The following is a 23,379-nucleotide window of genomic DNA, read 5'->3' on the forward strand; positions in this document are numbered from 1 at the left end:
GAAAGGTAAAAAATGAATACAAGAATTGATAAAGTAAAAGGTGTAAATTTAGGGAACTGGCTGGTTCTAGAGAAATGGATGAGTCCGGAGCTCTTTGCAGGGACTACAGCGGAAGATGAATATTATCTTCCTACACAGCTTCCAAAAGAAGTATATGAAGCAAGAATACGCCAGCACAGGGCTGAGTATATTTCTGAGAGAGATTTTGTATACATAAAGTCTCTTGGCTTAAATTCAGTAAGGATACCCGTTCCATACTTCATATTTGGTGACAGAGAACCATTTATAGGCTGTATTGAAGAGCTTGACAAGGCATTCAACTGGGCAGAGCGATATGGGCTCAGTATTCTTATAGACCTACATACTGCACCTGATAGTCAGAACGGCTTTGACAATGGCGGAATAAGTGGAGTATGCAAGTGGTCTAGCGAACCCGAAGAGGTTGAATTTGTGCTGACTGTACTTGAAAGGCTTGCACACCGCTATGGAGAGAGAAAGGGACTTTGGGGCATCCAGATAATAAATGAACCTGTATCTGAGGATTTGTGGGACATGGTTCAAAAGAGATATCCGCCTGTTGATAGTAAAAAGGCTGAGGGCTCAGGTCCTGTTACAAGTAAATTTTTACGTGAGTTTTATGTAAAAGCTTATGACAGGCTAAGAAAATACCTCCCTAAGGAAAAATACGTTGTATTTCACGATGGCTTCCGCCTCAAAGAGTGGAAGGACTTTATGAGGGAGGATAGGTTTGAAAATGTTGTCCTTGATACCCATCAGTATCTGATGGTGGCTGAGATGCAGGGAACCGCACAAACTCTTGATTCTTATGTAAAGTATATAAAAGATGTGTATGAAGAGGACGTAAAGGAAATGCAGGAGTATTTTCCTGTAATCTGCGGAGAGTGGTGCCTTTTTAACTCTCTCGCTTGTGGAAGGGATACAAAGGGCGGTCGGTCTGTATTAAATGGTGAGATGGAAGATATAACTAAAGTGCTTAGTGATGAAGAAAAAAAGCATATTTACAAAACTCTTTGTAAGGCACAGCTTGAGGCGTGGAATGGGGGAAGCGGCTATTATTACTGGAGCTACAAGTTACTTACAGATACTGTAAATACCAAAGGCTGGGAAGGCTGGGATCCTTGGGATCTTGGCAGAAGTGCAGCCTTTGGGTGGTTTGAAACGGAGTAGACTATGATAAAGAATCCAATACTTACAGGATTTAACCCGGATCCTTGCATTTGCAGAAAGGGAGATGATTTTTACATAGCAGTATCTTCTTTTGAATGGTTACCCGGAATCCCCATATATCATTCCAAAGACTTGAAACACTGGGAGTTATACACACATGTATTAACTCTTAATTCGCAGGTTGAACTTAGGAAGCTTCCATCTGCAAAAGGAGTGTGGGCTCCCTGCCTTACCTACTGCGAGGAAGAGGATAGCTTTTATGTTATCTATGGTGTGATGAACTCTATGAATGCCAGATACTTTGATGTAGATAACTACCTTATAAAAGCAAAGGATATAAGAGGTCCTTGGACAGAACCTGTATATCTGCATTCTGCGGGATTTGACGCGTCTATACTACACGATGATGATGGAAGAAAATACATAGTTTCTCTGGAGTGGGAGACTAGAGACGGTTATGAAAAGCCAGGTGTAATCTGTGTTGCAGAGTATGATACTAAGAACAAATGCCTGAAGGAATATCCTAAGCGGGTATACAACGGTGGTACTGATAGAGGCTGTATTGAAGCACCTCACCTTACTAAAAGGGGAGAGTATTACTATCTAATGTGTGCAGAAGGCGGAACGGGATACAATCACTGTGTTACTATGGCAAGGTCAAAGTCTCCATATGGGCCGTTTGAAAAGGACCCTATGAATCCCATACTGACCTCATCGCCAAATAATTCAAATGAAAGGGCAGATTGGGATCACCTAAAGCCAAGATACTATAATCCTGAGTCGGCTTTGCAAAAGTCAGGACATGGTAGTTATGTTAATCTGGATGAAAAAACTGCTTATCTGGTTCATCTATGTGCAAGACCGTTTGTGCCGGAGCTTAGATGTACTCTGGGGAGAGAAAGTGCGATTCAGAAAATGGTATGGACTGATGATGGCTGGCTTAGAATGGCAGATGGCACTAATCTGGCTAAGATTGAAACAGAGGAAGCAGATTTGCCTGCTTTTGATGCAGAGATACTACCGGACAGAGATGATTTTGATGAGACGGTATTAAGAAAGGACTATTATTCCCCAAGAATATTCCCCAGTGAATTTACAGACTGCAAAAGCAGGGAAGGCTTTATCAGACTTAGGGGGCAGGAATCTCTATCTTCACTTAATAGAGTGAGCCTCCTTTGCAGAAAACTACCATCAGTAGAAGTTGAGGCTTCTGTATGCTTAGATTTTAACCCTGAGATATATCAACATAGTGCCGGCCTGGTGCTTTATTATGACAATATGAATTATATAGCGCTTAGGAAGTATTATTCAGATACTCTTAAGCAGCCTGCGGTTGCAATTATATCCCTTGAAAATGGTGAAAAGAAAGAACATCTGGACACAAGAACAGCTGTTGATTGCCGTATGCTTAGATTTGAACTAATCGTATCGGGCAGAGAAAGCTATTTCAAATGGGGATATGAGGGCGAGGATACCAAGCCTATTGGACCTGTTTTTGCTACGGATAAGCTTTCGGATGAATATTGCAAATACGGTGAGTTTACGGGCACGATGGTAGGTATATTCGCAGTAGACAGTATGTTTCACAAGAAGGAAGCTGATTTTGATTATTTTAGTGTAACTAATAAAGAAGAATAAAGCTATGGTTTAAGTCCAACCTGAACCTCAAAAGCATCTGTAGCAGTGTAATTTCATACATTTTGAGTTATACTGTCTACAGATGTTTTGTTTAACCTGATAAGGAGAACGATAATGGAAAATGAATTCTTGTATGGCTGTGCGTACTATCCTGAATATATGCCTTATGAGAGGATAGACGAAGATTTTGCCCTTATGCAAAAGGCTGGGATGAATGTAGTAAGAATAGCGGAATCTACCTGGAGTACCCTAGAGCCAAAAGAGGGAGAGTATGATTTTTACCATATTGATGAAGTTCTAAAAAGAGCTGGAAAGTATGGTCTCAAGGTAATAATTGGCACTCCTACATATGCTATACCATCTTGGCTTGCAAAGCTTGATAAAAACGTACTTGTCCATACCAAAAACGGCGATGTAAAATATGGTAAAAGGCAGATATTCAACCTTTTATCAGATACATATATATTCTACGGTGGTAGAATAATCAGAAAACTCTTAGAGCATACAGCGAATCATCCACAGGTTATAGGATTTCAGATAGACAATGAAACCAAGCATTATGACAACTTCGGAGCAGGGATTCAGGAAGCGTTTATACGTCTGCTTAAAAGCAGATATACAGACATAGAGGAGTTTAACAAAGATTTTGGACTTGCTTACTGGAGTAACAGTATCCACTCGTGGGAGGATTTTCCTGACATATCGGGGACAATAAATGCAAGCCTTGCCTGTGAATTTGAAGAATTTCAGAGAGATATGGCAGTTAACTTCCTTAAAATGCAGGCTGAGATTGTAAATGAATATAAAAAACCGGAGCAGTTTATTACACACAACTTTGACTTTGAATGGAGAAAGTTTGGAGCTGATATAGCTCAGGATGGCTATTCTTATGGGATACAGGATGGTATCCATCACCTAAGAGCTTCTGATGCCCTTACCCACGTGGGAACTGACATCTATCATCCTACTGGATTTCAGCTGACAGGTGCAGAGATAGCGTTTTGCGGAGATGAAATAAGAAGTCTTAAAAATGACAACTACTTTGTGCTTGAATGCCAGTCACAGGCATTTAAGTACTGGTGCCCATTCCCAAAACAGCTCAGGCTTCACGCTTTCAGCCATATTGCATCTGGTGCAGATGGAGTAATGTACTGGAACTGGCACTCCATCCATCAAAGCTTTGAGACTTACTGGAAGGGCATTTTAAGCCATGACTTAAAGCCATCCAGAATATACAATGAGATTTCCGAGATTGGCAATGAAATCAAGACACTTACAAAGGAAAAGCTTTGCATAAAGAAGAAAAACAGGATTGCCCTTTTGGTTGATACCCTGTCTTTAAGTGCGCTTAAGTGGTTTCCTATAGATAAAAAACTTAGTTATAATGATGTTGTAAGATATATGTATGACAGCCTCTATGAGGAAAACCTCGAATGTGACATCGTTTTCTCCGAGTACGCAAATCCTAATGAGTATGAAGCCATCATCTGCCCTGCACTTTACTGTGTATCTAAAGAGCTTACTAAAAAGCTTGACAAGTTTGTGAAAAACGGTGGTATCCTCATAGGGAGCTTTCGCTCATTTGTAGCAGACAGAAGAGTTAGCGTATATACTAAAACCCTTCCTGCGGGGCTTACTGACTGCTTTGGAGTGCATTATGATGAATTTACTCATACTCTTAATATGGGAGCAGGCGGAAAAGAAGTAAAGTATGTGGCAGAGCTTGTGACCGCCGATACAGCTAAAGAAATCCATCCTTATGAGCATATTTACTGGAGTAATTATTCTGCCGTAACCTGCAATGAGTACGGAAGCGGAAAGGCTTATTATATAGCTTCATATCTGGATAAGGCTGTGCTAAAGGAGGTCTTAAGAGAGGCGTTAAAGGAAGTGTATAAGGAGCAAAATCTCCCTGTACAGACCGCTTTTCCGGTGATAACCAGAAGAGGTGTAAACGAACTAAACGAGGAGCTAAACTATGTATTTAATTACTCCTGTAAGCCTGTTGAAGTAGAGATATGCGTGGAGGCTGAGAAGGGCTATACAGATGCCATTACCGGAAAAAGCTATGTAAAAGGGGATAAGCTAAGGCTAGAAGACTGGGGAGTGGCAGTGCTTGTGGGGTAGAATTATGCCACAAATAATACCAATTAAAGACCTGAAAAATACTTCTGAAATCTCTGATATGTATTAAAAATATTTACATTGAACATAAACTGTGCTATAATTTTTATTACCAAAATAGTAATGAAATTAAAGGGGGACAAAAATTAAAATTGGGGATGAAGATACTGTATAAGAATGAAACTGCAAAGAAACAGTTTTGTTCTGAGTATAAGAAAAAATGGCGATATCCTGAGCAGGTAAAAAAGAAACTTGAGTCTACAGAAAACTTTATATTAAATGCAGAATCTTTATTGGATATTGCTAATTATCCTCCTTTTCATTTTGAACACTTAAAAGGTGACAGAAAAGATGAATGGAGCATACGTTTAGGGAATACAGGATATAGAGTTACAATGATTCCTTGTGATGTCAGTGGAAACGAAATCACAGAAGGAGATATTTTAGCACAGTGTAAAATGATTAAAATTGTAAAGGTGACGGAGGTGTCAAACCATTATGAGTAATGTAAATGAATACAAAGATATAGTGGCCTTTCACCCTGGGTATTATATTGCAGATGTTATTGAAGACATGGAAATTAGTCAGGCTGAGTTTGCAACAAGAATGGGAACAACGGCAAAGACATTAAGCCAGTTGATAAATGGGCAGGCTAATATATCTAATGACTTAGCGAAGAAGCTTTCTGTAATGCTTGGCACCAGTCTGGATGTTTGGCAGAACTTACAGAATACTTATGATCAGAAGCTTATTGAGATACAACTGGCTAAGGATATTGATGCACAGGCAGAACTTGTGAAAGAGATAGATTATAAGTATTTTATTGATGTAGTTGGTTTGCCAACGACAAGAAGTATCAAGGATAAAGTGGCAAACTTATGTAAGTTTTTCAGAGTTGCAGATTTAAGAATTATGTTGAAAGAGGATTTTTTAGTGAACTTTAGAACAAGTTCATCTTGCAATAAAATGAAACACATTATTAATTCCAGAGCTTGGATTCAAACAGCTATGAATCTTTCAAAAAGCATTGAGACTAAGCCTTATAATGCTGCAAAATTAAAAGGATATTTACCGGAGCTTAGAGGGATGACTCTAAAGGAACCTGAAGAGTTCTTGCCAAGAATGAATGAAATTTTTGCCGAATGTGGCATCGCATTTGTTCTATTACCGCATTTGAAGAATTCAGGAGTGAATGGAGCAGTTAAGTGGGTGACAGAGGATAGAGTAGTGCTTGCGATGAATAATAGAGGACTTAATGCAGATAAGTTTTGGTTTTCATTATTTCATGAAATAAAGCATGTGCTGCAGCAGAAAATTAAAATGGTATTTATTAGTACTACAGTTGAGGAGATGATGGATATTAATAATAATCTTGAAATAGAAGCAGATAAATTTGCAACAAATTATCTGATTTCTCCTGCGGACTATAAAAGGTTTGCTCCATCAAAATATACTTCTGATGATGAAATAGTTGAATTTGCAAATACAATTGGAATTCACCCAGGCATTGTAGCCGGAAGATTACAGCACGAAGGAATAATCGCCCAGAACAGATGCTCAAAACTAAAAGAAAAGTATGTGATTGAAATAAAACATACTGCTTAAAGCAAATGCTATATTTTCAAGGTAATTACATCGCTCTTTTTAGATTCATTTTATCTAAATTAAGTGCTTTGGAGATGTTTTAACAATAAAAAACAGATGGTTTTTTACACTACCAATACCTACACGGAGATAGAATTATGCCGCAAATTATATCAATTAAAGATCTGAAAAACACTTCTGAAATCTCTGATACGTTTCGAAAGACGATGAAACAGTTATCTATGTACAGAGATATAGAAATATCAGAACAACAGATAGAAAAAGGCCAGATAAAGGATGCAAGGCAAGCATTAGGGGAGCTGAGGACAAAGTATGGGCTATAAAATACAAGTTACAAAACAAGTAATAATTTCATCAACTGGAAAATTATAAAAGATAATTTTAGTTTTTCGCTTGCATTTGATAACCCTTCAAATATCCACAGGTTAGAGCTTTTATCATGGTACATACCCAATTAATCTGGTTGACTACAATCATATAATATGTTAACATTTATCAGTTAGCTATAACTAACAAATTTTGTAACCACATATCTGTTTAATTATGGGGGATACTATTATATTATGGGAGGTAGTTATGTCAAAACGTGTTTTATTGTTCTTTTTTATTGCTGTTTTTATATTGTTTGGTAAACTGACAATTGCAAAAGCAGAGGGTACTTGGGGCTATGAAGATTTTGTAATTGAAAAAGGGGTTGTTTATGGTTTTTCTAAGGCAGGTATAGAAAAACTTGCCTCAAATCATTCCGTTGAACTTCCGTCTAAGGATGCAGAGGGAAAGCCTGTTACATAGGTAGGAAGCTTTGCCTTTGCCTATAATAAACATACTGCAATTGAGGAGTATGGTGAAGAAAATGATGTTGATGGAAACAAAATAGAAGATATAGGTGAGGAATTTGCAAAGACCGATATAACTTCATTGACTATACCGGACGGTTATACTTATGTAGGTCAGGATGCCTTCATTTACAATGTAAAATTAAGTTCTATAAAATTCGCAGATACAATAACCTACATTAGTGAATATGCATTTGGTCATTGCAATATAGCCAATTTGACATTGCCTAAAAGACTTGAGCGCATAGGTGATACAGGATTTTTTGATTCAAATATACAGGGCACATTGATATTACCTGAGAACCTTGCATCACTTGGAGAGCGTGCTTTTAAGGGGAATAGGCTTACAGATGTTATATTTAAGGGAAATAAGATAGAGTGTATAAGCGAGCAGGCATTTGAGGATAATAACCTAAAGACCGTAAATATCCCTGACAGTATAAACATGATAGAAGAGGCGGCGTTTAACGGTAACGATGGAGAGGCGGAGTATGCTTATTTTGTCGTCTTAAAGACGCCAGATGGTGAAAATACCAATAATCTACCTGACAAGGAAAATTATTTTATAAATCCCTCTGCCGACAAAAGGGTTTCTAAGATAGAATTAAACTACAAGAAGTGGGATAACAGAGATTTTAAGTTTGAAGGGACAGCGGTTACCGGATTTTCTGGAACGGGACTTCTAAAAGTAAAGGTAAACAAGAAGGTAGTTATTCCGGGATTTAACAACAATAATGAGCCTATAACTGAGATTTCAGATTCAGCATTTCGAAATGTTGACTTTGAGGGACAAAGCCTAAATAAGCTTGATATAGAGGCTGTAACACTGCCAAAATCACTTAAAACTATTGGAGATTTTGCATTTCAGTAAAATAATATAACGGATGTGGTACTTGGAGAGTGTGAAGAACTGGTAAAAATAGGCCAGGGTGCTTTTATGAACAATAAAATAGACACTCTCGAGTTAAACAATGGTCTGAAAGTTATAGACAATGCCGCATTTCATATCAATAAGTTAAATGCAATAATAATCCCGCAGAGCGTTGAAAAGATAGGTTCTTCAGCTTTTAGAGAATGTGAAGCAACAACTGTTATATTTGAGGAAGTGTCAAATCTTTCCTCTCTTGGAGAAATGGCATTTTTGTCAAATGCCTTAGAAAGCGTTACGATTCCGGATGGAATAACATTTATACCTGTACAAGCATTTGCAGATAATAAACTAACAGAAGTTAACTTACCAAGAAACTTGAAAACAATTAAAGAAGAAGCTTTTTCAAAAAACAGATTAAATGAAATAAACTTGCCTGAAACAGTTGCCGATATTGCTTTCAACAGTTTTACAGGAAATCCTGATAAGGTAGTTATACAAACGATAAATGGCAAAAATCCAAACAATCTTCCTGACGGTGATGGACACATATTGGATCCTTATAATTATACCGATGAAAGTGAAGATTTAATAAAGGTTAACAATGAAATCAAGGAACTTGATAAGACAGCACTAAGGGAAAGCACCGTGAAGCAGTATGAGGATATGCTCAAAGAAGGTGAAACCCTGATTGATATCTTAAATCAGGGGAAACTTACAGTGTCTAAGAAGCTTAAATTTATAAATGATGTCCGCTGGTTCTTTACAAGAATACCGCTTGATAAGGCATTAAAATATGCAACTAACACTTTACAATCACCCAAGACAGCCAACAAGTCAGATCTAAAAAAGTTAGAGGCTAAGATTAAATATGGAGAAACCGTTTATAATAATTCTGCAGTTGTCGGTAATAAATTAAAGAGAATAGAGAAAGAGCTATATTACTTAGGTGATTTGTGCAACAACATTGGAGAAATATCAAAGGGATACTTGGCTGAAGGCGTATATTTACTGCATACTCCACTTCCTATACCGGAATATTATATTGGTGTAAACCTATATTATGACAGGCAGGGGAAAATTATATATGTATTTGATATGAGTTACACCATAGGTGAGGGGCAGAAAAATGAATATGGTAAGGAAATTGAAAATGTAGATGAGGACAATCAAGGTTACCATGAAGGAGCATTAGCAACCTTAGCGATGTACGAAGGCTTAAATGTTAATGATATTGTTACCAAAAATATAGGTGATTTCAGTCAGATACAGTATGAAGATATATATAAATATCACGCAGAAGGCATATTTAATGCAGTAAAGGATGCAGCAAAAGATGCGGCAGATAATTTGAAGTACAAATCAAATCCTGCTGCCCCACTCGTACCTATCATAACTACTGCTGTTAGTGATAATTCATCAAGAAAAGAAAGTAATGATACATTACAGGATAAAAAGGTAGATAGAGAAAACGATAAAAAACTTGATATTGCTACTGAAAAGATACCGCTTTCATCTAAAGCAGCTATAAATGGTGTAAACAAGAGTATAAAAACTATCAGGCTTTCAGGCTTTAACGGCATTATAAATTTAAAGAATCTAAGTATTAATGATGTCGGTGTATTAAAGATACATTCAAAGGTTTTGAAAAGAGCTACAATCAATAAAGCCAAGTATATAGTATTGCAATTTAAGGATTATAAGGTAAAACTTGCAGTAAGAGGATTAAGTAAGCTGACTAAAAATGATAAGGTAATTATATTTAGGTTTAAGAAGAATCCTAAAAATAAAAAAATCAGACTAAGCATATCAAGTAAAAAAGACAGGATAATAAAAGATATAAAGGTTAAGTAATTGTGCACATGATAAAAGGAGCTGTTTAATTGATAACAGCTCTTTTTCTTTGTGTGCGTCTAGTAGCGCACGTTTCTAACGGGTACAGTCCCAAATCCGGTCGATAGTGGGAAGGATGCGCCGAAAGCAAGGGTGTAGAGGGTGCTCTCGAATCTGAAGGAAGCTGGATATGAGGAAGATACTAACTCATGGGCAAATCTCTGGTCTGACGAACAGAAATCTCATATGAGGTTATGCATGAGGATAAGACTGCATTACAAGCCAAAGTCCAATAACTACACGCAATCTGACATGATAAATGAGGCAGATAGATGGAGAGGAAGAAACGTGTGGTACCTAGGGAGGTCTGTGTGATAAGCCTTGAAAGAGGTAACCATTGCTGGGAGCAATGCTGAACACACAGAAGTGGACAGAGGTCATAGTAGTCGAGAGACAAAGGACCGAATCAATAGGAGTCTCAAGTATAACTGAGAAAGGAGGAATGACTAGTCATGGCAGAAAACACTGAAAACAGTGGCTGTTTGCAGAGAGATAGTGCGGAACATGAAGGGTATGCAAAAGCGCGCAGGTCATTTAATCTGATATGGAAAGAAAGAGACAGTGCACAGCCGAAGCTCTTGGAAGCGATACTGTATAAGGATAACTTTAACAGAGCGTATAAGAGGGTTAAGGCAAACAAGGGAGCATCTGGAGTTGATGGAATGACTATCGAAGAGGCGCTTCCATACCTTCAGGAACATCAACAAGAGTTAACGGCACGTATTTATCGTGGAAAGTATACTCCGTCTCCAGTAAGACGAGTTGAGATTCCCAAACTAGATGGTGGTGTGCGGAAGCTTGGCATACCAACAGTGATAGACCGTACACTTCAACAGGCGATAACACAGCAGTTAGTGCCAATCTATGAGCCACTTTTTGTAGACGGCAGTTACGGCTACCGCCCAAACAGAGACGCAAAAGGAGCAATACTAAAGGTTAAGGAGTACGCCGAACAGGGCTACACATATGCAGTAGTTCTAGACCTATCGAAATATTTCGATACAATCAACCACGAGATTCTTATCAACCTTCTGAGGAAAAACGTAAAAGATGAACGTGTGGTGCAACTTATCAAGAGGTATCTGAAAAGTGGCGTAATGGAAAATGGAGTGGTTATCGAAACAGAGGAAGGGTCGCCACAAGGAGGGAATCTATCCCCTTTGCTTGCGAACATCTACCTCAATGAATTCGACTGGGAGTTCTTGAAAAGAGGTGTCCCATGCATAAGATATGCAGATGACATAGTGCTTCTTGCGAAAAGTAGGAAGGCATCAGAGAGACTCTTAGAGAGCAGTACGAGGTATCTCGAGGAGAAGCTGAAACTTACAGTGAACAGAGAGAAAAGCCGTACTGTCAGCGTATTTGCAATCCGAAATTTTAAATTCCTTGGCTTTGCATTGGGAAGGAACAAAAGTGGCATATATGTCAGAGTTCATGCAAAGTCATGGGAGAAGTTTAAGTCGAAACTGAAAGAGCTTTCTTCCCGTAAGCACTGTCAGTCAATCAAGCCGAGCCTAGAAAGAATTAAGGTATATGCAAGAGGGTGGCTTAACTACTATGGAATAGCAAGTATGAAGAGCAACATGAGTGATGTAAATGGATGGCTCTATCACAGAATACGTATGTGTATATGGAAACAATGGAAACGTGTGCGAACCAGATACAGAAATCTCAGGGTAATGGGCGTTCCTAAAGACCTAGCATGGAAAGCAGCAAACAGCAGACGTGGCTATTGGTTTACAACACATACAGTTGCCATAAATATGGCAATGACAAAAGAAAGACTTATAAACAGTGGCTTTTATGATTTAGCCACAGCCTATCAGTCTGTGCACATCAACTATTGAAAGCGCTGTATACGAGAACCGTACGTACAGTGCTGTGAGAGGACGGCGGTTAGTCACCGCCTCCTACTCGATAATTATCTAATAAATATTTATGAGGATATGTTACTTATAATCCGTTGGCTTATAAGTAACTAAGATTTATAATCTTATGCAGAGGAGGATTGCAATGATTACAGATAAAATTGGATTAAGAGTAAAGGAGCTAAGGACTGAACTTGGACTAAGCCAGGAGAAGTTAGCCCTAAAAGCAGAAATTGATAGGACATATTTAGCAGGAGTTGAACAAGGGAAAAGGAATCCTTCTGTTAAAAGTTTAGAAAAAATAATTTATGCTCTTGGTGTAAAATTTAGTGAGTTTTTTAAAGATATGTAATGTTGACTATAAGTAACAATTGATGTATTATGGAGGTTGTAGAATGCCAAGCAAAAATTATGGTTTATTAGAAGAACATATTATTAATACTTTTGAAAATGACAGATTGTTCCAGTATCATGAAAAACTATGTGAAGTAATATATGCTGGAAAACCAAGACCAAAGGGTGGAGGAGAGTGTAAAACAGATGTTTTTGTTAAAGCAAGAGACAAAAATACTGGTGAAGAGTTTGAAATAAAAATTTCTGTAAAAAATGAGAATAAGGAGTTTATGGGAAATAAGCTGAAAAAAGAGGATGTTGAAGCTTATTTGGGTCCAGACTGGGAGAATATTCTTATTAATGCAAGCACTTCACTAAGAAGTTCTTTTGAGACAAGAGTACTTATGTATGCATCGGGACATTATCCAATAAAGCAAAACTCAGTTACAGTTGGGTGGAAGTTGGAAATTGCAGACAGACCAAGAGCCTTATCTGTACCGATTCCGTTGAGTGATAGAGAAATTAGAGACTATGTTTATAAAGGAACTAATTTAACCAAGGATAAGAAGGATTCAATAGTGAATGGACAGGAAGTCTCAAATTCAGGTGTAGCAGACTACTTACTGGTTACTTGTATTGAAAAAATTCATGCTTCAAATGATGTGATTAACCAAATGGAATTAATTGATAATGCAAATATAGGTGATACATATTTTATTTTTACAGCTAATAACTATAGAACGGATGAAGAAAGTGCAGATGGACAAAGAGCTTTAGCGGTTAGGATTGAATGGGAAGTGATTGATGGAAAAATGACTCCATCTTTTCATTATGATAATCCGTTAAAGTATACTGGAGAAAAAGATATGGCACCACTTGTTAGAAGAGCATTAGCTTATCTTGGAAAAAGAAATATATCTGATATAAGACCAGGAATTGATGTTGATGAAGATTTATTAAAAGAATAAATTTAGGAGATTATTGATATATGAATGTTATTAGTTTGTTTTCCGGATGTGGTGGGCTTGATCTTGGATTTGAGCGTGCTGAATTTAACATACCGGTAGCTAATGAGTATGATAAAACTATATGGGAAACATTTAAGGTAAATCACCCTAAAACCCATCTTATAGAAGGAGATGTAAGACAAATTACAAAGGAAGATATTTTACCATATTTGTCAGAAGAGGTGGATGGAATCATTGGAGGGCCTCCTTGTCAATCTTGGTCAGAAGCTGGAGCTTTGAAAGGGATTGAGGATGCGAGAGGACAATTATTCTTTGATTATATTCGTATTCTTAAGGAATTTCAGCCTAAGTTTTTTTTAGCAGAAAATGTAAGCGGAATGCTTGCGAACAGGCATTCAGAAGCTGTTAAAAATATATTAAAGATGTTTGAAGAGGCTGGTTATGATGTGTCCTTGACATTAGTTAATGCCAAAGACTATGGTGTAGCAGAAGAAAGAAAAAGAGTTTTTTACATTGGATTTAGGAAAGATTTGAAAATAAATTTTAGATTTCCTGCTGGTTCAACAAAAGATGATGATAAAAAAATCACTTTAAGGGATACTATATGGGATTTGCAGGAAACAGCAGTGCCATCTGCAAAAAAGAATCGTCGTAATCCTAATGCAATAAATAACAACGAATACTTTACAGGAGCCTATTCACCAATATTTATGAGTCGCAATAGAGTAAAAGGATGGGATGAACAAGCCTTTACTGTACAAGCATCAGGCAGGCAATGCCAGCTACACCCTCAGGCACCTAAAATGGTTAAGCATGGACTTAATGATTGCAGGTTTGTCACAGGAAAAGAAGAACTTTACAGGAGAATGACAATTAGAGAAGTGGCAAGAGTACAGGGATTCCCGGATGATTTTAAATTTATATATGAAGACACTAACAATGCATATAAAATGATTGGAAATGCAGTTCCAGTCAATCTTGCATATGAAATTGCAACAGCTATTAAGCTATACCTCAATGGAGAAGGAGATAAAGTTATTGCGATTGATGATATGAATGTTACAAGGAATAGAAAAAATAGTAAAATGATAACCAAAGACTAACCAAGAGATAACCGCATGCTAACCAAGATATAATTGTAGGACTTTGAAAAGTGTTATATCATTATGGTGGAGAAAGAATAAAAAAGCAAGGCTGGTCTTTGATGATGTTGTTAAGGACATAATGAAAGATTCTAGTGTAGAAAGTGTATATTGATGAAATGGATATAGCTTATTATATAAGGATTGATTTGCTAGGAGTTGTTTATACCTATAAATTAGAAATTTGTATACCTTACAAGCATACTATTTATTAAGGAAGGCGGTTATATACTAATGGATAAAATAGAAAAGGATAAACTCACGATACCGATTTATCTTAATACCAAAATTGTGTTTGATATGTTAGCAACAATTGAGGATGGTTTTACGGAGGTTAAGAATGTTCAAACATCAAAAAACAAAAATCGTGAAGACGGTATAGAGGCAAATGTCGGTACTAATAATCTGTTTGCCTTTTTGAATGTAGGAATTCGAGGAAATCATAAAGGTAATTCAAGTAATGGAGAGACTGTTGTTGAAGAAAGAACACATACTCCGGTTTCTTTGTTTCAGCAGTTAAAGGGTCAACTGGACAATGAGAAGCTAATTAATCGCGATATTACAAAATTGTGTATTGGTGACTTTGTTGAAGTGCAAGGAATTCTAAAAAATAATCCAGTTATTGAGATGTTGTCTGGCTTGAAGGAATTTATTGATTTGGCGAACTTATTTACAGACAATAAGCCTAAGAGCAATCAGGTTAAAAAAGACAAGTTTATGGCAGATAACAGATTCAATTCACAAGTGGATGCTTTGATTAAAGGTCTGCAAGCAGATGGAAAGAAAGATATAATTTGCGTAGCGGATAAGATGAGTATTGTTCTTCCGACAGATGAGAATTATTTTCTAAACAACAATATGAGTGAAGTTACTGATGGAAACTATAAGATATTAGGTAAAGTTATTCAAATTTCTATGGAAGATGGTGAGATAAGTCTGCTTAGAAATACTGTTTTCTCTAAGCTTCAATTAGATAAAATGAAAGAATTTAAGGATTTATTTTCGGATCCATCGTTAAACCAGTTTTTTGGTGATGGTGGAATTAAGACCGTCATAAGTGCACCGGTTATTATGATTATCCCAATTGCTATTTATATTTAACTTAACCATATTACAAAGAGCATAAGTGTTTGAGATATTGATTAATAAATCATTATTTGAAAAGTGATAAACACAGAACTTTATACAAGCTCTGTAGGTAAAGGCTTAATCAAGTTTAAGTCCAAAGCCCTTTTAGCAGGTCAAGGGCGCAGCCATTGCCCAGTTAGTGGCGTTTCGCCACTAAGTACTGGGTATTACTTGGCGAGAACGCAAGCTATTTGCTCTGCAGAATCGAGAATAATCAGCTTTATGAAATATAAAAATTAAATAGTATTAACTTAAAGGAATCGAGAAATCGGTTCCTTTTTTAATGGTGCGCCTAGCGGCGCACGTTTCTAACGGGTTAAAGTCCCGAATCCGCCCGGTAGTGGGAAGGATATAGCCGAAAGCAAGGGTGTCGAGGGCGACCTCGAATCTGAAGGAAGCTGGATATGAGGAAGATACTAATTCATGGGCAAATCTCTGGTCTGACGAACAGAAATCTCATATGAGGTTATGCATGAGGATAAGACTGCATAACAAGCCAAAGTCCGATAACTACACGGAATCATGCATGATAGATGAGGCAGATAGATGGAGAGGAAGAAACGTGTGCGAACTAGATACAGAAATCTTAGGGGAATGGGTGTTCCTAAAGACCTGGCATGGAAAGCGGCAAACAGCAGACGTGGCTATTGGTTTACAACACATACGGTTGCCATAAATATGGCAATGACAAAAGAAAGACTGATAAACAGTGGCTTTTATGATTTAGCCACAGCCTATCAGTCTGTGCACGTCAACTATTGAAAGCGCTGTATACGAGAACCGTACGTACAGTGCTGTGAGAGGACGGCGGTTAGTCATCGCCTCCTACCCGATTTATAAAAACGTAATATAAAAGTTATAAAATATTTAAATAAAAAGTAAACTATATATGATATAGTATTATCGTCAATATTAGAAATTTGGAGGTAACGATGAAAAAAATCTATTTTAAGTTGTTGTTGTCGATGATGATACTCCTTAGCCTGTCGTTTTTGCCAACATTTTCTGAGAGTGTTAGTGCAGATACAGGTGGGACTGTAGTTGCTGCAAGAGGCAATGTAGTTGCGTATGGCAGACTTGAAAAGGTAAACACAAGAAAGCAGCTTAAGAAAGCGGTTGCAAGACGTGTGATTAACCTTGACAGTAGAATCAGACTATTAGTAAACAGAAAGGCAATGAAGTACTCCTTCAACGAGTATAAGAAATTGCTTTATGAGATATCAGACAATCAGAAATACAACGAAATAATGGAACATACCTCATACTGGGATATCGACAGTTATAATTACAATAAAAACTACTATGTATGGGAATTTAGACCTAGGTATACCATCAATAAGGCTCAGGCTAAGAAAATTCTTGCCAAGGTGAAGCCTATCATCAAGACCAGAAAACAGCTTATCAAGCAGGTAGCAAAGCATGTTAAGAATCTTGACAATGAATACACCTTAAACATTAGCAGTAAGCTTGTAAAGATAGAGAATAAAGCATCATATACCAAGTTCTGGGATAAGTTATATGCTAATCCTACTATCAGTGATATTAATCATTACAGAATTAACTTTGATGATAAGTATAAGAAATACAAGAATTATTATAAGTGGAGAATCCGCGTAAAGTACAATATCTCCAAGAAGGAAATCAAAGCCTTGGACAAGTTCGTAAATAACTGGGTAGCAAATAATATAAACTCAGGGATGACACAGGAACAGAAGGTAAGAGCTATCAATGATTTCATGGTAAGCGAGTACAGATATACCTTCGGCGACAATGTTAAGCCACCTGCTAAAAATGCGAAAGTATATCCTGACGGAAAGCTTGGCAAATACTCAGTATATACCTGCTTCTCACTGTTATACGGAAAAGGTGGAGTATGTGATGCAAAGGCGAAGATGTTCTATAGGCTTGCTAAAAAAGCAGGAATAAAGGTGCTTTACATTACAGGTCGTGCAGGAGGAATGCTTCATGCTTGGAACCTGGTAAACATCGACGGCTACTGGTATCATGTTGATGTTACCTGGAACAGAGGACATTATGAAGGAACCGGAGAGAACGAATACGTTGCAAGGCTTGACTACTACCTTAAGAGCGATGCAACAATGAGGAAGGATCATAGCTGGAATGCAAAGAACTATCCTGCGGCAAACTATGATTATCCTGTATCGTAGAAGCTCTTTTTATAGCAGTTTTCATCTTGAAGGTTAACCTGTAAAGAAGTGTTATATTAGAAACTAAATATTAAATAAATGTAACGAGAGAAGAAGTCTAAAATATAAACAGGCTTCTTTTCTCATTTATTTAGCAATTCAAAGCAAACTTATTTAAAATAATACTAATTTATGATAATATATTGTGGTCAAAACTAAATGGTATGGAGGGTAAAATGAAAAGGATATCATTTATATTCAGCTTCGTGCTGATTTTGTGTATAACAAGCGGTGTATATACTAAAGTGAATAGTGTGAATGCAGGTACATCAAGGATTGTAACGGTTGCGGTTAAAAAGAGCAAAAATGTTAAACAAAAGCAGAAGATAATCAATACAAAAAAGCAACTGATAAACTCGATTATAAAGCATGTAATCAACCTCGATAAGGACATTAGGCTAAAGATATCAAAGAAAGCAGTCAAAAACAATGATAATGAATTTAAAAAAATATTTGATAGACTTTCTGAAAGTGTAGAATATAATGAGATAATGTCACATACAAAGGGATATAAAACATCAACACATGACAATGGAGGCAAATACTATTATTTCACACTAAAACCTGATTACAAGATAAACAAGGCTGAGGCAAAGACTATTTTAGCCAATATTCAGCCCATTATAAAGACTAAGGAAGAGCTTATTAAGAGTATAGTTGCACATACAGAGAATCTGGATGAAGAATTTTCTATTAACGTAGATAACAGAGTCTTATCGTATAACAATCAAAAAGAGTATAATGCACTGTGGGATGAACTATACGCAATACCTGAAATTAATGACATAGTTCACTACAGTAAGGGAGATGATTCGGATTTTATTCAGTATAAGAACTATTTTAAGTGGAAAACAAAAATAAAGTATGATATCACAAGGAAGGAAGTCGCTGATCTGAATAATTTTGTGCAATCTTGGGTTGCAGAAAACATAAAGCCCGAAATGACAGAGGAAGAGAAGGCGAGAGCAATTAATGACTTTATGGTTAAAGAATACAGATACACCTATGGTGAAAAGAAACTCTCGTCAACGGATACTTTATCGTGTCCGGGAGGAAACCTAGGGAGATATTCTGTGTACACAAGCTTCGCCCTGCTTTATGGTAAGGGAGGGGTATGTGATGCAAAGGCTAAGATGTTCTACAGGCTTGCAAAGGCTGCAGGCCTTGATGTCATTTATATAACTGGTAATGTTGATGATGGGCTTCATGCCTGGAACTTGGTGAAGATTGACGGCAACTGGTATCATCTCGACAATACATGGAATAGGGGGCAGTATGATGGAAGCGGAGAATATGACTACTTTGAAACCAGAGCTTATTATTTAAAAGGAGATGCTACAATGAGTAGAGATCATAGTTGGGACAGAACAAAATACCCTGCCGCTAATGCTGACTATCCGCTGGGACCGGAACAGGCATTACATTATGATACAGAGAACAGTTATGACTCGTTTTCCCTAAAGAAAGCCTCCTAACTGTCTATAGATTATTGGCAGAAATTGTGATATCATTATAAAGTTAGGAACGAATTAACTATAAATTAGCATAGATTCAACCTCGGAGGAAGACATGGGGAGAGTAATTGCGGTAGCAAATCAAAAAGGCGGTGTGGGCAAGACGACCACTGTAATCAACCTGTCAGCCTGCCTTGCGGAAAAGGGCAAAAAGGTACTGGTTATAGACATTGATCCACAGGGGAATACTTCAAGCGGACTGGGAGTGGATAAGAACAATGCTGAAAACACAGTGTACGAGCTCCTCTTAGGAGAGAGTGAGCTTAGTGACTGCATCATAGAGAATGTGTATGACGGCCTGTCGGTTGTGCCGGCAAATGTAAACCTTGCAGGGGCTGAGATAGAACTTATAGGAATACCTGACCAGCATTATATTCTTAAGAAGCATATCGAAGCTGTGAGGGCAGACTATGACTTTATTATACTTGACTGTCCGCCATCCTTAAACACCCTAACCGTAAATGCAATGTCAGCAGCAGATTCGGTGCTTGTGCCGATACAGTGCGAATACTATGCACTTGAGGGACTCAGCCAGCTGATACATACAATAGAGCTTGTAAAGGCGAGGATGAACGAAAAGCTATACATAGAGGGTGTGGTATTTACTATGTATGATGCCCGCACCAACCTCTCACTTCAGGTGGTTGAGAACGTAAAGGATACTTTGAAGCAGAACATATACAAGACGATAATACCAAGAAACGTTAGACTGGCAGAATCACCAAGCCACGGTGTGCCAATCAATATCTATGATTCCAAGTCGGCTGGCGCAGAAGGCTATAGGGCGTTGGCTGATGAGGTCATAGAGAGCGATGTAACAGGATATTAGTAGAAAGAGGATAATAATGGAAATGAAAAAAGGGTTAGGCAAGGGACTTGATTCGATGATTCCTGAGAAAAAGACTAAGGCAGAGCTAAGTGAGGCGGCTGATAAGTCTTTCTTAGAAATAAAAATATCTGAAATAGACCCTAATATGGGGCAGCCAAGAAAAAGATTTGACGAAGATGAGCTCTTAGAGCTTTCGGAATCCATTAAGATACATGGTGTCATTCAGCCCATCATTCTCACAAAAAGAGGAAAGCGCTATGAGATAATAGCGGGCGAGAGGCGCTGGAGAGCTTCAAAGCTTGCAGGACTCACGAAGATTCCTGCGGTAATAAGGGAGTATACCGACAAAGAAATAATGGAAGTATCACTTATTGAAAATATCCAGCGTCAGGACTTAAACCCTGTGGAAGAGGCCGAAGCATTTAAGAATCTTATAGACGAGTATAAAATGAAGCAGGATGACCTTGCTGAAAGAGTGTCTAAAAGCCGTTCTGCAATCACGAACGCACTAAGGCTTCTTAAGCTTGACGATAGAGTTAAGTCAATGCTTGCGGAAGGGCTTATATCACCGGGACACGCAAGAGCTCTTCTTGCGGTTGAGGATAAAAATAAGCAGCATAACCTCGCAACCAGAATCTTTGATGAGAAGCTCAGTGTGAGAGAGACTGAAAAGCTGATTAAGCAAATCTTAGAGAATAAAGAGCCTGAGAAAGATAAGGAAACTTCTGAAAGGCTTGCGTACAAGAAGCTTGAAGAGAGCCTAAAGAGCATTTTGGGCAGTAAGGTAAGCATCAAGGGCAGAAACAATGGCAAGGGAAAGATAGAAATAGACTATTATTCAGTTGAAGAACTGGACAGAATAGCAGAATTACTTTCCACAATCAAGAAATAGGGATATAAGAGGTAAGCAAAATGAAGTTGTTTGGTTATGATTTTATTGCGGAGTATATAATATGTAGCTTGGCAGGAGTAATACTGCTGCTTTTTATATTTGATATCATTCAGTTTGTTAAGATTTCAGGACTTAAAAAGAGGATAGAAAGATTAACGGAAGGCAGCAAGGGAAGCCTTGAAGATAAGATAGCAGAGAAATTTGCACAGATTACCGAGATTAAAGAGGTTCAGAATAAGAACAGCAAAGACATTGAAATGATATTTAGAAGGCTTAAAGCCACATATCAGAAGGCAGCCATATACAGATATGATTCCATGGCTGACATGGGAGGTCAGTTAAGCTCAGTTATCGTGATGCTCGATGAGAGAGACAATGGTTTTCTCATTAACTCCGTACACAGTACCACAGCAGGTACCTACACATATGTTAAGAAAATAACAGATGGTCTTGCTGATGTGGAGCTTGCGGAGGAAGAGGCAGCCGCAATTGCAGAGGCAATTGGAAACAAGAAAACAAGATAGACACCTACAGATAGGAGAAGCTCATGCAACCTTTATTTTTAAGGCCTGTATTTAAGGAAATGATATGGGGTGGAACTGCCCTAAGGGATTTATACCACTATGATATACCAAGTGATAAAACGGGAGAATGTTGGGCGATTAGCGCACATAAGAATGGTGACTGCATAGTAGAAACCAGAGAGAAGTCCGAATATTCAGGAAAGAAGCTTAGTAAGCTGTGGCAAGATAACAAAGAGCTCTGGGGAAAGTCCGGAAAGGCAGAGGTATTCCCTCTTCTAACCAAGCTGATTTCTGCTGAAACCGACCTTTCCATCCAGGTTCATCCTGATGATAACTACGCTAAAGAGCACGAGGGTGGCTCTCTAGGTAAGACAGAGTGCTGGTATGTGGCTGATGCAAAAGAAGGTGCAACCATAGTAATAGGGCACAACGCTAAGAACAAAGAGGAGCTCCACAAATACATGGATGATAAGAACTTCAGAGGTCTTATCAGAGAAATCCCGGTAAAAAAAGGAGACTTCTTCTTTATAGAGCCGGGTACTGTACACGCTATAAAGGGAGGCACCGTTATCCTTGAAACGCAGCAAAACAGTGATATAACTTATAGACTGTATGACTATGACAGGCTTCAGGACGGCAAGCCTCGTGAGCTCCATATAGACAAGTGCTTTGATGTCATAACCTGTCCATTTGAGGAAAAAGAGCCTGTACATAGGGCTTGCAAGACTTTAGAGAATGGTTCTGAAGTTAGAAATCTGGTAGTATGTGACCTCTTTGAAGTAAGCTATATCAGGGTTGAAAAAGAGGTAAAACTCACTCAGGAAACAGACTTCACCTTGGTTAGCGTGCTAGAGGGTGAGGGAGTGATTATAAGTGAAAATGGCGATAAGTATGATATAAAAAAGGGAGAACATTTCATCCTCCCTTATGGCTTTGGTGCTTATGAACTTAAAGGTAATATGGAGCTTATAATATCTGGCTGCACTAAACGATGATATGGAGCTCATAATATCTGGCTGCACTAAACGATGATATGGAGCTCATAATATCTGGCTGCACTAAACGATGATATGGAGCTCATAATATCTGGCTGCACTAAATGATGATATGAAGCTCATAATATCCGGCTTTACTAACGATTAAATATATCCTCAAGAACAGGCTGTAAGAGGAGGATACCCTCCCCATCAGCTTCGCTAAAACGTCCTAAGGTAGGGCTGTCGATATCAAGTACAGCTACTACTTTACCGGATTTATCGTGTAAAGGAAGGACTATTTCTGAGTTTGATGCAGAGTCGCAGGCTATATGCCCCGGGAATGCGTGGACATCCTTTACCAGCTGGAGGCTGTCAGTGGACACCGCTGTTCCACATACACCCTTTCCTAAAGATATGGTTACACAGGCAGGCTTACCTTGAAAAGGTCCGAGGATTAGCTTATCATCTTTAAGCAGATAAAAGCCAACCCAATTTATATCAGTAAGCTCCATATTTAAGAGGGCTGATACATTTGAAAGATTGGCAATGAGGTCGCTTACATCAGATGTAAGAGCCTCTATTTCTTTTGATATGAGTGAATAGTTTGTCATATATTCTCCTTTGGCTGTAATATTTTGTCTCAGAATATCACAATTATTTGTTCATAACAAGTAGATAAACAGGTAACAGGAAAAAGTTTCAAAAAATTGTAAGAAAAGATTAAACTTAAGCCACTTGTAATTGACACTTATCTTGTTATATAATGAAATGTATATTTTTTGGATTTAACTTTATGTGGTAAAGGAAGAAACAGGATGAGCAATGAAGATGAATTTTTAAAAGAA

At 37.8% G+C, this 23,379-nt stretch carries 22 protein-coding genes; 21 read left to right on the forward strand and 1 reads right to left on the reverse strand.

Annotated elements, in window-relative coordinates:
• Positions 1-12: 12 nt before the first annotated feature.
• The 21 genes from JJN12_RS13905 (at position 13) to manA (ending at position 22,552) form a co-directional block, all read left to right on the forward strand.
• Positions 13-1,188 (forward strand): glycoside hydrolase family 5 protein, encoded by a 1,176-nt coding sequence (locus JJN12_RS13905; protein ID WP_208430247.1) that lies wholly within the window; start codon positions 13-15, stop codon positions 1,186-1,188.
• Between the two features lie 3 nt (positions 1,189-1,191).
• Positions 1,192-2,826 (forward strand): glycoside hydrolase family 43 protein, encoded by a 1,635-nt coding sequence (locus JJN12_RS13910; protein ID WP_208430248.1) that lies wholly within the window; start codon positions 1,192-1,194, stop codon positions 2,824-2,826.
• Between the two features lie 114 nt (positions 2,827-2,940).
• Positions 2,941-4,953, forward strand: coding sequence for a beta-galactosidase (locus JJN12_RS13915; RefSeq protein ID WP_208430249.1), 2,013 nt, complete (start codon positions 2,941-2,943; stop codon positions 4,951-4,953).
• A gap of 149 nt (positions 4,954-5,102) precedes the next feature.
• Positions 5,103-5,456, forward strand: a complete 354-nt coding sequence (locus JJN12_RS13920) for a hypothetical protein (RefSeq protein ID WP_408610924.1) — start codon at positions 5,103-5,105, stop codon at positions 5,454-5,456.
• Positions 5,449-6,555, forward strand: coding sequence for a HigA family addiction module antitoxin (locus JJN12_RS13925; RefSeq protein ID WP_208430250.1), 1,107 nt, complete (start codon positions 5,449-5,451; stop codon positions 6,553-6,555). Before JJN12_RS13920 ends, JJN12_RS13925 begins: the two co-directional genes overlap by 8 nt.
• Positions 6,556-6,692: 137 nt before the next feature.
• Positions 6,693-6,878 carry a type II toxin-antitoxin system Phd/YefM family antitoxin gene (locus JJN12_RS13930; RefSeq protein WP_208430251.1) on the forward strand — a complete coding sequence of 62 codons (186 nt, stop codon included), beginning with the start codon at positions 6,693-6,695 and terminating at the stop codon, positions 6,876-6,878.
• Positions 6,879-7,131: 253 nt separating this feature from the next.
• Positions 7,132-7,347, forward strand: a complete 216-nt coding sequence (locus JJN12_RS13935) for a hypothetical protein (protein WP_208430252.1) — start codon at positions 7,132-7,134, stop codon at positions 7,345-7,347.
• 90 nt (positions 7,348-7,437) lie between these two features.
• Positions 7,438-8,262, forward strand: a complete 825-nt coding sequence (locus JJN12_RS13940) for a leucine-rich repeat domain-containing protein (RefSeq protein WP_328706827.1) — start codon at positions 7,438-7,440, stop codon at positions 8,260-8,262.
• A 15-nt stretch (positions 8,263-8,277) separates the two neighbouring features.
• Positions 8,278-10,113, forward strand: coding sequence for a leucine-rich repeat domain-containing protein (locus JJN12_RS13945; RefSeq protein WP_328706809.1), 1,836 nt, complete (start codon positions 8,278-8,280; stop codon positions 10,111-10,113).
• A 491-nt stretch (positions 10,114-10,604) separates the two neighbouring features.
• A complete protein-coding gene (ltrA, locus tag JJN12_RS13950) occupies positions 10,605-11,999 on the forward strand; it encodes a group II intron reverse transcriptase/maturase (RefSeq protein ID WP_208430255.1) in 1,395 nt (464 codons plus the stop codon).
• A 166-nt stretch (positions 12,000-12,165) separates the two neighbouring features.
• Entirely contained in the window at positions 12,166-12,372 is a 207-nt protein-coding gene (locus JJN12_RS13955; protein ID WP_208430256.1) for a helix-turn-helix domain-containing protein, read from the forward strand.
• Between the two features lie 43 nt (positions 12,373-12,415).
• Positions 12,416-13,321, forward strand: a complete 906-nt coding sequence (locus JJN12_RS13960) for a hypothetical protein (RefSeq protein WP_208430257.1) — start codon at positions 12,416-12,418, stop codon at positions 13,319-13,321.
• A gap of 20 nt (positions 13,322-13,341) precedes the next feature.
• Positions 13,342-14,424 carry a DNA cytosine methyltransferase gene (locus JJN12_RS13965; RefSeq protein WP_208430258.1) on the forward strand — a complete coding sequence of 361 codons (1,083 nt, stop codon included), beginning with the start codon at positions 13,342-13,344 and terminating at the stop codon, positions 14,422-14,424.
• A 273-nt stretch (positions 14,425-14,697) separates the two neighbouring features.
• Entirely contained in the window at positions 14,698-15,564 is an 867-nt protein-coding gene (locus tag JJN12_RS13970) for a DUF6414 family protein (RefSeq protein ID WP_208430259.1), read from the forward strand.
• A gap of 573 nt (positions 15,565-16,137) precedes the next feature.
• Complete coding sequence (locus JJN12_RS13975) at positions 16,138-16,353, forward strand: hypothetical protein (protein ID WP_208430260.1); 216 nt, start codon at positions 16,138-16,140, stop codon at positions 16,351-16,353.
• 170 nt (positions 16,354-16,523) lie between these two features.
• Entirely contained in the window at positions 16,524-17,759 is a 1,236-nt protein-coding gene (locus JJN12_RS13980) for a transglutaminase domain-containing protein (RefSeq protein WP_208430261.1), read from the forward strand.
• 215 nt (positions 17,760-17,974) lie between these two features.
• Positions 17,975-19,273, forward strand: a complete 1,299-nt coding sequence (locus JJN12_RS13985; protein ID WP_208430262.1) for a transglutaminase domain-containing protein — start codon at positions 17,975-17,977, stop codon at positions 19,271-19,273.
• Positions 19,274-19,367: 94 nt separating this feature from the next.
• The gene (locus JJN12_RS13990) at positions 19,368-20,141 is read left to right on the forward strand and encodes a ParA family protein (RefSeq protein WP_208430263.1); all 774 of its coding nucleotides are present in this window, start codon (positions 19,368-19,370) and stop codon (positions 20,139-20,141) included.
• A gap of 16 nt (positions 20,142-20,157) precedes the next feature.
• Positions 20,158-21,033 carry a ParB/RepB/Spo0J family partition protein gene (locus tag JJN12_RS13995; protein WP_208430264.1) on the forward strand — a complete coding sequence of 292 codons (876 nt, stop codon included), beginning with the start codon at positions 20,158-20,160 and terminating at the stop codon, positions 21,031-21,033.
• A 20-nt stretch (positions 21,034-21,053) separates the two neighbouring features.
• Entirely contained in the window at positions 21,054-21,557 is a 504-nt protein-coding gene (locus JJN12_RS14000) for a DUF4446 family protein (protein ID WP_208430265.1), read from the forward strand.
• A 23-nt stretch (positions 21,558-21,580) separates the two neighbouring features.
• Entirely contained in the window at positions 21,581-22,552 is a 972-nt protein-coding gene (gene manA / locus JJN12_RS14005; protein ID WP_208430266.1) for a mannose-6-phosphate isomerase, class I, read from the forward strand.
• Between the two features lie 137 nt (positions 22,553-22,689).
• Here manA and JJN12_RS14010 read toward each other — a convergent pair whose 3' ends face one another.
• Positions 22,690-23,145 carry a GAF domain-containing protein gene (locus JJN12_RS14010; protein ID WP_208430267.1) on the reverse strand — a complete coding sequence of 152 codons (456 nt, stop codon included), beginning with the start codon at positions 23,143-23,145 and terminating at the stop codon, positions 22,690-22,692.
• Positions 23,146-23,379 lie beyond the last annotated feature (234 nt).

This window comes from Catonella massiliensis (assembly GCF_016651435.1).
GTDB lineage: Bacteria > Bacillota > Clostridia > Lachnospirales > Lachnospiraceae > Catonella > Catonella massiliensis.